The following is a 13,866-nucleotide window of genomic DNA, read 5'->3' as shown; positions in this document are numbered from 1 at the left end:
CTGTGAACAAATCTGAACTCATCGACCACGTCGCCGAAGCGGCGGATATTTCCAAGGCATCGGCACGGCGCGCCGTCGATGCGGCGATCGCCGCGGTCAAGACGGCCTTGCAGAACGGTGACAGCGTAACGCTGGTCGGCTTCGGTACCTTCTACGTTGGCCAGCGCGCTTCGCGCAGCGGACGCAATCCGCGAACCGGCAAGGAAATCACGATCAAGTCGGCGACGACGCCCAAGTTCCGTGCTGGCAAAGCCTTGAAGGATGCGCTAAACTAGCAGACCTTTCGCGGCAGGGTGCTTAGCTCAGTTGGTAGAGCGCTAGCCTTACAAGCTGGATGTCGGCGGTTCGAGCCCGTCAGCACCCACCAGCAATCGCGAAATTGTTTCAGCCGCGCATATCCTGCCGGTGCATGGAGTGGTAGTTCAGTTGGTTAGAATACCGGCCTGTCACGCCGGGGGTCGCGGGTTCGAGTCCCGTCCACTCCGCCAAGAATACGCTGACGCCCTGTCGATTCATTGAATCGGCAGGGCGTTTTGCTTTACTGGCAAGTGCTGCACTGCTATCAGTGCAGCTTCACATGCGGCTCGGTGCGGCGGGTGATCAGGCGGATCAGCGAATCCAGCGTGACTTTCGGCCAGCCGTGCAGCGCCAGTTCGTGCATCTTGTACAGCGAGATGTACATCAGCTTGGCGAAGCTGCCCTCGATGAACAGGCTGCCCTTCATCAGACCGCCCATCATGCTGCCGACGGTGCTGAACTTGCCGAGCGAGACCATCGAGCCGTAGTCGTGGTAGTGAAAGTCCTGCAACGGTTTTCCCTTGATGCGCCGCTGCAGTTGGCGGAAGAGGTGTGAGGCCTGCTGATGCGCGGCCTGCGCGCGTGGCGGGACGAATCCGTTCTTCTCCGGCCACGGGCAGCAGGCACAGTCGCCCATGGCGATGATGTTCTCGTCAAGCGTGGTCTGCAGCGTCTGCCGGACCAGCAGCTGATTGATGCGGTTGCTTTCAAGGCCGTCGAGATGCGCCAGAAAGTCCGCAGCCTTGACGCCAGCGGCCCATACCACCAGTTCGGCCGGAAGTTCGCGGCCGTCGGCCAGACGAACGGCATTCGGCAGGACCTCGGAGACCTTGGCGTTGGTCAGAACTTCGACACCCAGCTTGCGCAGCAGCCCCTCGGTGGCGCTCGACAGACGCTCGGGCAGCGCCGGCAGTACGCGTGGTGCCGCCTCGATGACGACGAGCTTGATGTCCTTTTCGGCGTCGACGCGATCAAGGCCGTAAGCGACGACCTCACGGGTGGTGTGGTGCAGTTCGGCGGCGAGCTCGATTCCCGTCGCGCCGGCGCCGATGATCGCCACGTGCAGTTGCTCTGGGCGCAAGGGGCCGGCTTGCGCGTGGGCGCGTACGCAGGCGTTGATCATGCGTGCGTGGAAACGGCGTGCGTCCTTGGCGGTTTCCAGCTTCAGCGCGTATTCCCGGACGCCAGGCGTGCCGAAATCGTTGCACTGGCTGCCAACGGATATCACCAGCGTGTCGTAAGCGAAAGAACGCTTCGGGGTGACTTCCTTGCTTTCGGCGTCGACGAAGGAGGCGACGTGGACTTCGCGTCTGGCGCGGTCGATGCCGGTCATCTCGCCGATGCGGAAGCGGAAGCCATGCCAGTGCGCTTGCGCTAGGTAGCCGACCTCGTGGTCGCCCATATCCATGCTGCCAGCGGCGATCTCGTGCAGCGTCGGCTTCCAGATGTGCGTCCAGTTGCGGTCGATTAGCGTGATATGGGCCTTGCCCCGGCGGCCAAGTGCCTCGCCCAGTCGTGTTGCAAGTTCCAGACCGCCGGCGCCACCGCCAACGATAACGATCTTGTGCAAAGAGTTTTCGGGGGTCTCATTCATGGCTTTTATTTTCGCGAAGCACAGAGAACTGCCAAGCTGCAGCCGACTACATGCAGCCGGCGAGCTGGCCTGCAAACCAGGCGCAGCCAGCTGAAGTCCGCGCTGAGCCTGTGGCTGGCGTCGGTCGGCCTGATACGTATCTGTTTCCCTGCAAGGCCGAAGCGAAGCCACGCTCAAGACCGCGATTTCAGCGCTTCGTTCCAGTGCGCTGAGAGGGGGGGGCTGAAATCCCCCCGGATTTCTGACCGCGGCCATCGCCGGAGCGCGAATGCTCTGCACTCGCTGACGCTTGCGCAATTTTTCGCCGGTCAAGCGCAGAGGTGCATCGCCGCGGTATGGCGACCGCATGCCTCGTCTCGCCGCACTGCTGCGGTCAAGGCATGCGCTGGAGCCAGCTGTTCGGCGGGCTGGAGTGCCGGCGGTGCATCGGCAGCAAATTTGCCCGCCAAAAGCCTTTACACACCGGGAGGCCCTCCCTATAATGCCGCTTCTTTCGGACGGGGGTATAGCTCAGCTGGGAGAGCGCTTGCATGGCATGCAAGAGGTCAGCGGTTCGATCCCGCTTACCTCCACCAGCCGGAAGAAGATTCAAAACATCCAGGTCCCCATCGTCTAGAGGCCTAGGACACCGCCCTTTCACGGCGATAACCGGGGTTCGAATCCCCGTGGGGACGCCAGCTCTTTCGGCTCATGCCGGGTCTGGCCAGCAGCACGCAGTTCTTGCGATCCGGCCCTCCCGGATCGGCCACGCGGAGTGGTAGTTCAGTTGGTTAGAATACCGGCCTGTCACGCCGGGGGTCGCGGGTTCGAGTCCCGTCCACTCCGCCACCTCATCCAGGTTTTTGTTTTTCCCAATGGAATCAATATATTGGGATTTTTCTATTGGCACGGCGCAACGGGTCAAGCAGTGACGACAGGCCGTTGTGGTCGATCTCGTGCATCAGGGCCAGCAACTGGCCGAGTTTTCCGGGCGGAAAACCTTCGCGCGCAAACCAGTTGAGGTAGTTGCCGGGCAGGTCGGCGATACGGCGTCCTTGGTACTTGCCGTAGGGCATCTCCGTCGTCAGCAGCAGCTGCAGGCTCTCCGCGTTCATGCAGGCTGCCGGTGGTCGCTCGCCTCCGTACCCTCGCCGACAGCGGCAAGTACGGCTTTGAGCAGTTGCCAGCAGCGCGCCACCGAGTCGATGTCGACGCTTTCGCCGGGCGCGTGCGCGCCGCGAATGGTCGGCCCGAAGGAAACGATGTCGATTCCCGGATGCTTGGCGGCGATGATGCCGCATTCGAGTCCCGCGTGGATTACCTGCACCCGCGATTCGGCGGCGAATTCGCGGCGATAGACCGACTGGCACAGCGCCAGCAGCGGCGATGCCGGGTTCGGCGCCCAGCCCGGATAGTGGCCTGATTGCTCGACCAGCGTTCCCGACAGCGCGAACAGGCTGACGATCTCGTCGGCCAGCGCGCGACTGCCGCTATCGAGCAGCGAACGCAGCATGAAGTTGCAACTGCCGCCGTTTGTATCGATTGCCACCATGCCGAGATTGTTCGAGGTTTCGACGACGCCGGGAACGCTCTGGCTCCAGCGCCTGACACCATGCGGTGCGGCGTGCAGCGAGGCCAGCCAGACCGCCTGCTCGGCAGCGCTCAGGACGGCATCGGCGCTGGCCGGCAAAAAGCGCAGCGTGACGCCGGCATCGACCTCGCGCAACTCCTGCCGCAACAGTTCCTGCCAACTGGCCAGTGCGGCTGTGACCGCGTCGCCAGCGATGCTGTCAGGCAGCGCGATGCTCGCCTGCGCCTCGCGCGGCAGGGCGTTGCGTGCGCTGCCGCCGTGCAGCGACACGAGGCGCAGCGGCCAGCGGCGCTCCAGATCGCGCAGCACGCGCACCAGGAGCTTGATCGCGTTGCCGCGCTCGCGGTGGATATCGACGCCGGAATGTCCGCCGCGCAAACCGGCGACTTCGATCTGCCAGCAGACGTGAGCTTCGGGCAGTGCTTCGGCGCTTCGCGGGCGGCTGACGTTGACGTCGAGCCCACCGGCGCAGCCCAGGTAAAATTCGCCCCATTCTTCGGTGTCGAGGTTGAGCAGCAACCAGCCTTGCAGCGCGCCCTCGGTCAGACCGCGCGCGCCGCCCATGCCGGCTTCTTCGTCGACCGTGAGCAGCACTTTCAGCGGTCCGTGCGCCAGCGATTCGTCTTCGAGCGCGGCTAGCGCCAGTGCGACGCCAATGCCGTTGTCGGCGCCCAGCGTCGTGTCATTGGCGATCAGCCAGCCATCGCGCAGCTCTGGCTGGATCGGATCGCGCGTGAAGTCATGCGCTGTGCCGCTGTTCTTCTGGCAGACCATGTCCAGATGTGCCTGCAGAACAACGCCGGGCGCGTCTTCGTGACCGCGGCTGGCTGGTTTGCTGATGAGCAGATTGCCGGCTGCGTCAACGCTTGCCTGCAGACCTTTGCTCGCAGCCCATTGCCGCAGATGTTCGCGCAAGGGGCTTTCGCCCTTGGACGGGCGCGGGATGCGGCAGAGGGTGGCGAAATGTGCCCAGACGAGGGCGGGTTCGAGACGGCAGAGGACAGAGTCGGTCGGGAGCATGGCGGTGGAAGTCGTTGCGGAAGCTCGGGAAAGTCGCGCGTCCGGCACTTTTCGTCAAGTTGCATGGCGCCTCGGCGGCGCCGGGAGTCCCGGTAGCACGACGTGGGCATTTATGCTCTGCGTGAGAAATGCTGCCTAAGCCCCTAGCCGATATACGGTTTTTTTGTTGTCCACAAAAGCTGTGGATAAGTCTGTGGATTAGCTGTCAGAGAGCGCGCTAAGTGGCCGTCAGCAAAGGATTTGCCTTACTTTGCCAAAACTCTGAGCGTGCTTTTAACTCATTGATTTAATGGGGAGGCAAAAAAAACGCCAGCGTCGGCGTGGCGAGTGGCAGTGCGTCGCATGCGTCGCCGTGCCAAAGGCCTTGTTGTGCATAAGTCAAGTGCCCGGAGGCGTTTTTTGTGCAGGCGCGGTGTTTTCGATGGCGCTCAATTGCGCGCGCGACCGCCTGGGAATATGGGGAGTGCATGCTGCAGAGCATCGCGCGTGAAATGCGCTGGCGGTACGTGCCGCTACTCTGCGTGGCTTCAGCTCTGGTGCAGGGCAGTCCAGAAGCTCGGGGTATTGGCAAGCGGCGGTGCGCTCGCCAGGACACTGAACAGATCGTTGAAGTACTCGACGAAAGCGTCGGCGTGAAAAATCTTCAACTTGACGTCGCGTTCGGTCTGCACCAGCGCCCAGCGGTTGTTGCCGGATGGTCTGAGCGATCCGGCGTTGTAGGCGATACCGACCAGCGGCGGGTCGAAATTGGTGGGCGCCCGTGCCGTCACTGCCTGCTGCTTGATGTAGCAAGCGCCGGCCCGAACCGAGGCTTCCGGCGTCAGCAAGGCGGCGCGGTCGAGCGATTTGTCGCCCGTCGCCGCACGTGCGGTCGAGATCAGCGTCTGCATCAGCCCGGCCGAGATGCGTGCAGGTGTTGCCTCGTCGCTTTCGTAGCCCGGTTCAAGTCGAACCACTTGCGGATTGCCACCGCTTTCGGTGCAGGCGACGGCGACGAGCAGTTCGACCGGCACGCCGTAGGCCGCTGCGCACTTCTCGAACACCGTGCGATAGGCCGACCAGGTGTTCGATACCGTTGTCGGCTTGCCCTTCGAGCGCGGCAAGACATCGTCGACCCTTACGCCATCGGCGTCGAGGCACCAGCGCAGTCCGCTGCTGCCAACGGGCGAACCGTGCGGCTGACCGAGACGGTCAACGTAGGGTTGCAGCTGCCTTCCCCAGGATCCACCAATGACCGACGCGGCGGGCCCGCGCTGCTGGTCATTCGCCGGAACGACCGCTGCCTGCTCGGAGAAGAGCAGGCTCCAGGTGTCGCGACCGACAATGCCGTCCGGGCGCAGCTGGTGCATCTGCTGGAAGTTCAGCACCGCATTGCGCGTGGCTGGCCCGAAGATGCCGTCGGCGGGTGCCTGCAGCAGCCTGGCGCGCGCCAGCGCTTGCTGTACGGCGCGCACTTCGAGGCCGCGCTGCAGCGGGAAGCGGAAAGAGAGATCGCCGCTCAGCTCCATGTTTCAGCCTCCGCAATCGTTGATGCTCGCCTTGAGCGAAGCGCTATCGCGCGCGATGCGCACCAGCAAGGCGCTACTTTCGCTGTCGGCAGCGAGCGCTTGCGCTTCGCTGGCCCTGGCGGCTGCCGCCTTGACCGACTGACAGCGCTGGCTGTCGTTGCCGGCACCGGGTCGCGCCAGATAGAGCTGCGTCATCGCCTGCCACAACAGCGCCTTGGGGCGCGGCAACGCGGCCGCTTCGCTATTAGCCGCATTGGCCAGACGCACGCCGTCGCCGATCGTTGCCGCGTTTTCGGCGAGGCAATAGAGCGCATGTGTGCGCAGTTCGTGCAATTTGCTCCGCTCGGCGGCATCAAGCGAGCTGTCTGCGGTCTTCAGGCTGCGCGCGAATTCGTCGGCGGCAAGCCGCAGCTGCGGAACCGTGCTGCTCGGTGGGCAAACGGCCTTGTTGGCGCGGCCGTCGAAGGCCAGCCGGTGATTGGCTTCGGCATGAATCGCATAGAGTCGGGCGCAGCCGTTTTCCTCGGCCTTGCAGTCGCGCGGCGTGGCATCGGCGATCTCCTGCCAGCGGCCGGCCGCGCGCCCTTTCTGGAAGTCGTCAAGCTGGTCGACGACCGGGGTGACGACGCAGCCGGTCAGCGTGGCGGCGCAGAGGGCCAGCAGCAATCCGGGCCGCTGGCACCGGCGCAGCAAAAAGCTTGCGGGCCGCGAGGCATCACGGTGCGGGGAAGGTGCCGGGATTCCGGCCGGCAAGAAGCGGGACGGGGTCATGATTTCCAGCCCTCGGCAATGAGTTTCAGGGGGTCGAGCTTGGCCTGGCGCAGACTGCCGACGAGCAGGACCAGCGCTTGCAGAGCGCTGCGCTGTTCGTCGCTGGCATTGCTGTTGGTGGCAATTTCGCGCAGCGCTGCGTTGACCTGCTCGGGCGCCGGTTCACCTCCGGCGAGCGGCGTGCCGGCGAGCACCGCCTGCGCTTCGCGGATCTGCGTCGGGTTGATATCGCTCGCCGACTGATCCCAGAGCAGAGCGCCGCGGAACTCGTTCAGGCCCTGCTCAAGTTCGCCCCGGCTGGCGAAACACTCGCTCTTCGCGCCGTAAGCGGCCCACAGCCGGTCGGCCGCGTCATCGCGCAGCACCGCGTCCAGCAGATCACTGATGAAGGCGGGCTGCTGGAGCCTGTCAGCGAAGGCCTTCTTGAAGATCGGGCAGTCCTTGAAGGCGATTTCGGCCGAGGTCGGCGTGATCAGTCCGAGGCTGATCAACTGTGGATCGTAGGGGGCGTCGAGCACGCGTGCCACCCAGCGCCGGTACTGGTCGGAGCCGAGCCGCCAGGCAACGCCGAGCAGCAGCGCAACGCCGGCCGCCGGCGTCAGATTGGCCAGTGCCGGCATCGCGCCGGCGGCTGTCTTGAGCAGCGCGGTCAGTGGCGACTTGCCGATCAGCGTTTCGGCGGCGCTGGCGACCTGCGTTACCGTTTCGCCGGTGATTTCGCCGGCTTTCAGCTGGCGTGCGCTTGCGAGCACCTGTTGCGCTGTTTTCAGCGCGTCGCCGGCACCATCGGGAATCAGCCCCTTGGGCAGCGCCGGACCGAGCACGTCGATCAGCACCTCGGCCTGCGTCAGCTGTTCCTGCAGGCGGGTCGTCTGGCGGTCGAAGTCGCTGGCCTGCAGCGAGGTCTTCAGGCCGTCGACCTGCTCAACCTCGCCGTTGAGTTCGTTGACCTTCTGTTCGAGGGTGGCGTTGGTCGCTTGCGCCGTGTCGAGCATCTTCACTGTCTGGCGCGTCGTCTGCGCGTCGCCGGCGTTGGCGCGGGTGCCGAAATAGTAGGAAAACACACCGATAATGATGCCGTTGACGTAGCCGGCGATGGCGTCGCTGAGCCCGAGCTCTTTGCTGAAAACGAGCAGCGGCAGGCCGACCACGCCGATGATCAGCGCGATGATGGCGCGCACCGTGCCTTCGGGCAGCGCCATCGGCAGGTCTTTCAGCGAGGTCAGCAGGTTCTCGCCGGGGTTGGCCTCGCGCAGCAGCTGGAAGTAGCGCGCGCATAGCCACCACAGGAAGGCCGCAAAGCCGAGGCCGACGAGGAAAACCAGCGTCGCGATGCGCTCGGCGCTCTTGCCGAAAGTGAGAAAGCCGGCGACATCCTGGAAAAGCCCGGTGGCCTTGATCGCCAGCACGACGATGACGCCGGCGATGCCATAGAGGATCAGCGTCAGCGGCCCCTTGAACACCTCCCAGAGCGCCGTTTTCTCCTTGTCGCTGATGCCGCGAGCGTTCTGTCCCATCGCTGCTCCCATTGCGCCAGTGCGTTGCGGGTGCCGTAATGCCATAGGTATCTTCCCGGCAGAATTTATCGGCAAAAACTCGTTCGCGATATACACACTTTCATGTAGCACGGCGCGTCGGCTGGAACTGCGCGGCGCGCAATTGCAGCGCGAAAAATGACGTTCCCCGGCGCGCATGTTAGGATTGCGCCCTGTCCGCAGGGGCTTTGCGCGCGAGTTCCAGAGAGTGTGCCAATCTCCTGATTGAACTGGCGCAAGCGCTGCCGGCAAAGGCGCCGGGCGCGCCGCCAGCGAAGCGGAAGGCGAACGCGAGTTCGCCTTTTTTCTTGCGGCAATTTTCTGTCATCAAACGATTCACGGGCCCACATCATGTTCGACGCAGTCCGCAACAACCGGAAGATCGTCCAGATTTTTCTCGTCCTGATCTGCCTGCCGTTTGCCCTCTGGGGGGTCGATTCCTACGTGCATGGTGGCGGCGCGGGCGAAGATCCGGCGAGTGTCGGCGATACCAAGATTACCGCCCAGCAGTTCCAGCAGGCCTGGCGGCAGCAGCAGGACCGCCTGCGTCAGGCGCTCGGAGCAAACTACAAGAGCGAAGAGGCGAATACGCCGGAAGCGCGGCTGGCGGTGCTCAACTCGCTGATTGATCAGCGTCTGCTGGCGCTTGAAGCCAATCAGGCGCGACTCGGCGTCAGTGACGAAGCGCTGCGCAACTTCATCGCCCGCATTCCCTCGCTGCAGGAAAACGGTGCCTTCTCGATGGCGCGCTACGAAGCGGCCTTGAGTGCGCAGGGCCTCAGCCAGCCGCAGTTCGAGGCGCAACTGCGCCAGGACCTGACGCTGCAGCAACTCGTCGGCGCCGTCGGCGAAAGCAGCCTGGTGGCCAAGTCTTCGACCGACGCGATCATGCGCATCGAGGCTGAAGAGCGGCAGGCCAGCGAGTTCCGTTTCCCGGCGGCACAGTACTCGGCGCAGGCGAGCGTCGATGCGGCGGCGGTGAAGAAGTTCTACGACGAAAACGCGCGTCTCTTCCAGACGCCCGAACGGGCGCGCGCCGAGTACGTGGTGCTCTCGCAGGAGGCGTTGCTGGCGCAGGTCAAGGTCGCCGACGAGGAAGTGAAGGCCTGGTACGACGGCCACAAGGACCGCTACCAGTCGGCCGAAGAGCGTCGTGCCAGCCACATCCTGCTGCTCGACAAGGACAAGGATCCGGCGAAGACAAAAGCGGCAGCAGAAGCCATTCTCAGGGAAGTGCAGGCGCAGCCGGCGAAGTTCGCCGAGATCGCGCGCAGCCGGTCGCAGGATCCCGGTTCGGCCAACAAGGGCGGCGACCTCGGTTTCTTCGCCCGCGGCATGATGGTCAAGGCTTTCGACGATGCCGCGTTCAAGCTCAAGGACGGCGAAGTTTCCGGCGTGGTGCAGTCGGAATTCGGTTACCACATCATCAAGCTGACGGGAATTCACCCCGGCAAGCAGCGCTCGCTCGAAGAAGTCCGTCCGGAAATCGTCGCCGAACTCAAGCGGCAGGCTTCGGCGAAGCGCTTCGCCGAAGCCGCCGAAGCGTTCAGCAACATGGTCTACGAGCAGGCCGACAGCCTCAAGCCGGCGGCCGAACGCTTTGGTCTGAAGGTCGAAACGAGCGGCTGGCTGGCGAAGGCGCCGAAGCCGCAAGACCTTCCCGCTTACGGCGTCCTTGGCGAGCCGAAGCTGTTGAAGGCACTGTTTGCCGACGACGCAGTGAAGAACAAGCGCAACACCGATGCCATCGAGATTGCGCCGAACACGCTCGTCGCCGCGCGCGTCGTCGAGTATCAACCGGCGGCTGCGCGGCCCTTGACCGAGGTCAGCGCGCAGATCGAGTCCGGCCTCAAGTTGCGCGAGGCCGCAGCGCAGGCGAAGAAGGCCGGTGAAGCGAAGCTCGCTGAACTGCAGAAGGGTGGCGAAGACAAGCTCGCCTGGAGTGCAACGAAGACCTTCTCGCGTCTGCAGCCCTTGCCGGCGCCGCCGGCGGCGGCGCGTGCCGTGTTCCAGGCGCCGGTCGGCAAGCTGCCGGCCTTCGTCGGCGTCACGCTCGACAACGGCGACTACGCGCTCTATCGCGTCGCCAAAGTCAGCCAGCCCGAAGCGATTGACGAGGCTCGGCGCAAGGCGGTCGAGCGGGAGTATTCGACCTTGCTGGCGCAGGAGGACTTTGCCGCCTACCTCGCCGCGCTGCGTGCGCGCACCAAGGTTGAAATCAACCAGAAGGCGCTGGAAGCCAGCGATCGCTAGACGCGCTGCCGGCGCTGCAAAAGAAAACGGCCGCAGCGCGGCCGTTTTTCTTTTCAGTCGGGCTACTCTCAGCCGGGCAGCGGCGCCGGGTTGCCGAGCGCGGTGGTGTTGAGGCCGCCGTCGACGTACATGATCTCGCCGGTGACGCCGCTGGCCAGATCGGAGAGCAGGAAGGCGGCGGCGTTGCCGACTTCGTCGATGGTGATGTTGCGGCGCAGCGGCGCGTTGTGCGCGTTGTAGGCGAGCAGCTTGCTGAAGCTGCCGATGCCCGACGCCGCCAGCGTCTTGATCGGCCCGGCCGAGACGGCGTTGGCGCGGATGCCTTGCGGGCCGAGGCAGAAGGCCAGGTAACGCGTCGCCGCCTCGAGGCTGGCCTTGGCCAGACCCATGGTGTTGTAGTTGGGCATGGTGCGCTCGGCGCCGAGGTAGGACAGCGCGAGCAATGCCGGGTTGTTGCCCTTCAGCAGCAGCGGGCGCGCCGCCTTGGCCAGCGCCGGGTAGCTGTAGGACGAAATGTCGTGCGCGATGCGGAAGGATTCGCGCGAAATGCCTTCGAGGAAGTCGCCCTCGATGGCTTCGCCCGGAGCGAAGGCGATCGAATGCACCAGGCCGTCGAGACCTTCCCAGTGCGTCGCCAGCGAGGCGAACAATGCGTCGATCTGCGCGTCTTCGGCAACGTCGCAGGGGAAGATCAGCGTGCTGTCGAATTCGGCGGCAAACTTGGCGATCCGTTCCTGGAAGCGTTCGTTCTGATAGGTGAACGCCAGTTGCGCGCCCTCGCGGTGGCAGGCCTTGGCGATGCCGTAGGCGATCGAGTGCTTGGATAACAGGCCAGTGATCAGGATGCGCTTGTCTGCGAGGAATCCCATGTGTTCTCCCGGATGTCGGTCAGTAGGGTGGGCGGACCCCGCGCGCGCTTGTGGACGACGGGGCTGGCGAAAGGCCGCAATTATAAGTGAATTCTTTCATCGTGCAGGGCGTGGCCCGGCGCCGGCCAAGGCCACGGTCCGCGGATGACGCCCGTCTGGGCATCCGTTACACTTTCGCGCATGCGTTTTCCCCTCCTTGCCCGGCTGTTGCCGCTGTTGCTCCTGACCGCCTGCGGCAGCGAGTGGAACGATCCCTATCCGGCGGCCGAGCGCGGCCAGAACGTTCTCCATTCGGCCTTCACCGAACGGCCCAAACACCTCGATCCGGCGCAGTCCTACGTCGAGGACGAGATCGTGTTCACCGGGCAGATCTACGAGCCGCCGCTGCAGTACCACTACCTGAGGCGCCCGTATACGCTGATTCCGGCGAGCGCCGAGGCGGTGCCGGTGGCACGCCTGTACGACGCTGCCGGCCGCGTCCTGCCGGCCGACGCGCCGGCCGAGAAGGTGGCGAAGAGCGTCTACGAAATCCGCATCAAGCCGGGAATCCGCTATCAGCCGCACCCGGCCTTCGCCGTCGACGCTGCCGGCCAGCCGCGTTATGCGTCGCTCGAGCGCAGCACGCTCGCCGGCATCGAGCGCCTTGCCGATTTCAGCGAGAGCGGCACGCGCGAAGTCACCGCCGACGACTTCATCTACCAGATCAAGCGGCTGGCGCATCCGCGCCTGCACTCGCCGATCTTCGGCATGATGGCCGAGCGCATCGTCGGCCTCGGCGAACTCGGCGCGCAATTGCAGGCAGCCGCCAAAACCTTGCCCAAGGACGGCTGGCTCGACCTCGATGCCTATCCGCTCCGCGGCGTCGAACGCGTCGACCGGCACACCTATCGCGTCACGATCAAGGGCAAGTACCCGCAATTCCTCTACTGGCTGGCGATGCCCTTCTTTGCGCCGGTGCCACGTGAGGCTGACCGCTTCTATAGCCAGCCGGGAATGGCCGAGAAGAACCTGACGCTCGACTGGTACCCGGTCGGCAGCGGTCCCTACATGCTCACCGAGAACAACCCGAACAGCCGCATGGTGCTCTCGCGCAACCCGAACTTCCACGGCGAAACCTACCCCTGCGAAGGCGAGGCCGAAGACGAGGCCTTGGGCCGGCTTGCCGACTGCGGCCGCGCGCTGCCGATCATCGACCGCGCCATCTTCACGCGCGAAAAGGAAAGCGTTCCCTACTGGAACAAGTTCCTGCAGGGCTATTACGACGCCTCGGGCATTTCGTCCGACAGCTTCGACCAGGCAGTGCGTTTCGGTGCCGGCGGCGACGTACAGCTCACCGACGAAATGCGCGACAAGGGAATCCACCTGCTGACCAGCGTGCGCGCGTCGATCTTCTACATGGGCTTCAACCTGGCCGATCCGGTGGTCGGTGGTCTCGGCGAAGCGGCCAGGAAGCTCCGCCAGGCGATCTCGATCGCCATCGACCAGGAAGAGTTCATCTCGATCTTCATGAACGGCCGCGGCGTGCCGGCGATGAGCCCGCTGCCGCCCGGCATCTTCGGCTACGAGGAAGGCGAGGCCGGCATCAACCCGGTGGTCTATACGTGGCGTGACGGCCAGCAGAAACGGCGCAGCATCGACGAGGCGAAGAAACTGCTCGCTGCCGCCGGCTGGCCGAACGGGCGCAACGCCAGAACCGGTGAGCCGCTGGTCCTCAACCTCGATACCACCGGCGGCGGCATGGGCGACAAGTCGCGCCTCGACTGGCTGACACGCCAGTTCGCCGCGATCGGCATCCAGCTGGTGGTGCGCTCGACCGACTTCAACCGTTTCCAGGAAAAGCTGCGCAAGAGCGCGGTGCAGATGTACTACCTCGGCTGGAACGCCGACTACCCCGACCCGGAGAACTTCCTGTTCCTGCTGCACGGTGCCGAAGCCAAGGTGCTCAAGGGCGGCGAGAACGCTGCCAACTACCAGAACGCCGAGTTCGACCGCCTGTTCCGCGAAATGAAGGACATGGACAACGGTCCGCAGCGCCTCGCCCTCATCCGGCGCATGCTCAGCATCCTGCGCGACGATGCGCCGTGGGTGTTCGGCTTCCACCCGAAAACCTACACCCTCGGCCACGCCTGGCTGCTCAACCGCAAACCGAGCGATGTCGGCAACAACATCCTCAAGTACCAGCGCATCGACGTTGCCGCGCGTGAGCGCCTGCGCCACGAGTGGAACCACCCGGTACTGTGGCCACTGCTCGCCGGCGCTGTCGGCCTGCTGGCGCTGATCCTGCCCGGTCTCGCCGGCTACCGCCGTCGCGAGCGCGCCGCCGCGCTGCGCTGACCGGGGCGCTGACCCCCTCAGCGCCTGCCTCGCGCCTTGCAGAGCGGCACGCCACCTTGCTGGCGTGCGCTTCTGCCGCTTCCCGTTATAAGCAACGCATATTTTCTTCGTTCTT

Annotated in this window: 10 protein-coding genes and 5 tRNA genes; 8 read left to right on the top strand and 7 right to left on the bottom strand. The window is 64.7% G+C overall.

Annotated features, from left to right (window positions below):
• Window positions 1-2: 2 nt before the first annotated feature.
• From GGD90_RS09580 to GGD90_RS09570, 3 genes are all read left to right on the top strand, one after another.
• Window positions 3-275: an HU family DNA-binding protein gene (locus GGD90_RS09580; protein WP_153116567.1), complete on the top strand. Its 273-nt coding sequence runs from the start codon at window positions 3-5 to the stop codon at window positions 273-275.
• Window positions 276-291: 16 nt separating this feature from the next.
• Window positions 292-367, top strand: a tRNA-Val gene (locus GGD90_RS09575).
• A gap of 44 nt (window positions 368-411) precedes the next feature.
• A tRNA-Asp gene (locus GGD90_RS09570) sits at window positions 412-488 on the top strand.
• 74 nt (window positions 489-562) lie between these two features.
• Here the strand turns inward: GGD90_RS09570 and GGD90_RS09565 are convergent.
• A complete protein-coding gene (locus GGD90_RS09565; RefSeq protein ID WP_153116568.1) occupies window positions 563-1,891 on the bottom strand; it encodes an NAD(P)/FAD-dependent oxidoreductase in 1,329 nt (442 codons plus the stop codon).
• Between the two features lie 499 nt (window positions 1,892-2,390).
• Here GGD90_RS09565 and GGD90_RS09560 point away from each other — a divergent pair.
• The 3 genes from GGD90_RS09560 to GGD90_RS09550 all read left to right on the top strand — a co-directional run bounded on the left by GGD90_RS09560 (window position 2,391) and on the right by GGD90_RS09550 (window position 2,719).
• Window positions 2,391-2,466, top strand: a tRNA-Ala gene (locus GGD90_RS09560).
• Window positions 2,467-2,492: 26 nt separating this feature from the next.
• A tRNA-Glu gene (locus tag GGD90_RS09555) sits at window positions 2,493-2,568 on the top strand.
• Between the two features lie 74 nt (window positions 2,569-2,642).
• A tRNA-Asp gene (locus GGD90_RS09550) sits at window positions 2,643-2,719 on the top strand.
• 32 nt (window positions 2,720-2,751) lie between these two features.
• Here the strand turns inward: GGD90_RS09550 and GGD90_RS09545 are convergent.
• From GGD90_RS09545 to GGD90_RS09525, 5 genes are all read right to left on the bottom strand, one after another.
• A complete protein-coding gene (locus GGD90_RS09545) occupies window positions 2,752-2,985 on the bottom strand; it encodes a DUF3820 family protein (RefSeq protein ID WP_153116569.1) in 234 nt (77 codons plus the stop codon).
• Window positions 2,982-4,481, bottom strand: coding sequence for an aminoacyl-histidine dipeptidase (locus GGD90_RS09540; RefSeq protein ID WP_153116570.1), 1,500 nt, complete (start codon window positions 4,479-4,481; stop codon window positions 2,982-2,984). Before GGD90_RS09540 ends, GGD90_RS09545 begins: the two co-directional genes overlap by 4 nt.
• 527 nt (window positions 4,482-5,008) lie before the next feature.
• Window positions 5,009-5,989: a peptidoglycan-binding protein gene (locus GGD90_RS09535; RefSeq protein WP_153116571.1), complete on the bottom strand. Its 981-nt coding sequence runs from the start codon at window positions 5,987-5,989 to the stop codon at window positions 5,009-5,011.
• Window positions 5,990-5,992: 3 nt separating this feature from the next.
• Window positions 5,993-6,655, bottom strand: a complete 663-nt coding sequence (locus tag GGD90_RS09530) for a hypothetical protein (protein WP_153116572.1) — start codon at window positions 6,653-6,655, stop codon at window positions 5,993-5,995.
• Between the two features lie 101 nt (window positions 6,656-6,756).
• Entirely contained in the window at window positions 6,757-8,277 is a 1,521-nt protein-coding gene (locus GGD90_RS09525; RefSeq protein WP_153116573.1) for a hypothetical protein, read from the bottom strand.
• A 369-nt stretch (window positions 8,278-8,646) separates the two neighbouring features.
• Here GGD90_RS09525 and GGD90_RS09520 point away from each other — a divergent pair, with 369 nt between their 5' ends.
• Complete coding sequence (locus GGD90_RS09520; RefSeq protein WP_153116574.1) at window positions 8,647-10,548, top strand: SurA N-terminal domain-containing protein; 1,902 nt, start codon at window positions 8,647-8,649, stop codon at window positions 10,546-10,548.
• Window positions 10,549-10,616: 68 nt separating this feature from the next.
• On the opposite strand, the gene fabI is transcribed toward GGD90_RS09520, so the two are convergent.
• The gene (fabI, locus tag GGD90_RS09515) at window positions 10,617-11,417 is read right to left on the bottom strand and encodes an enoyl-ACP reductase FabI (RefSeq protein ID WP_153116575.1); all 801 of its coding nucleotides are present in this window, start codon (window positions 11,415-11,417) and stop codon (window positions 10,617-10,619) included.
• A gap of 180 nt (window positions 11,418-11,597) precedes the next feature.
• On the opposite strand from fabI, the gene GGD90_RS09510 reads away from it, so the two are divergent.
• Window positions 11,598-13,751, top strand: a complete 2,154-nt coding sequence (locus GGD90_RS09510) for an ABC transporter substrate-binding protein (protein WP_153116576.1) — start codon at window positions 11,598-11,600, stop codon at window positions 13,749-13,751.
• Window positions 13,752-13,866 lie beyond the last annotated feature (115 nt).

The organism is Rhodocyclus tenuis (assembly GCF_014197755.1).
Taxonomy (GTDB): domain Bacteria; phylum Pseudomonadota; class Gammaproteobacteria; order Burkholderiales; family Rhodocyclaceae; genus Rhodocyclus; species Rhodocyclus tenuis.
This window is presented reverse-complemented; position numbering and strand designations above follow the sequence as displayed.

Excerpts from the sequence above, each read along its gene's own strand:
- GGD90_RS09510 (WP_153116576.1), top strand. The coding sequence starts at position 11,598 with ATGCGTTTTCCCCTCCTTGCCCGGCTGTTGCCGCTGTTGCTCCTGACC.
- GGD90_RS09565 (WP_153116568.1), bottom strand. The coding sequence starts at position 1,891 with ATGAATGAGACCCCCGAAAACTCTTTGCACAAGATCGTTATCGTTGGC.
- GGD90_RS09535 (WP_153116571.1), bottom strand. The coding sequence starts at position 5,989 with ATGGAGCTGAGCGGCGATCTCTCTTTCCGCTTCCCGCTGCAGCGCGGC.
- GGD90_RS09540 (WP_153116570.1), bottom strand. The coding sequence starts at position 4,481 with ATGCTCCCGACCGACTCTGTCCTCTGCCGTCTCGAACCCGCCCTCGTC.
- GGD90_RS09520 (WP_153116574.1), top strand. The coding sequence starts at position 8,647 with ATGTTCGACGCAGTCCGCAACAACCGGAAGATCGTCCAGATTTTTCTC.
- GGD90_RS09525 (WP_153116573.1), bottom strand. The coding sequence starts at position 8,277 with ATGGGACAGAACGCTCGCGGCATCAGCGACAAGGAGAAAACGGCGCTC.
- fabI (WP_153116575.1), bottom strand. The coding sequence starts at position 11,417 with ATGGGATTCCTCGCAGACAAGCGCATCCTGATCACTGGCCTGTTATCC.
- GGD90_RS09545 (WP_153116569.1), bottom strand. The coding sequence starts at position 2,985 with ATGAACGCGGAGAGCCTGCAGCTGCTGCTGACGACGGAGATGCCCTAC.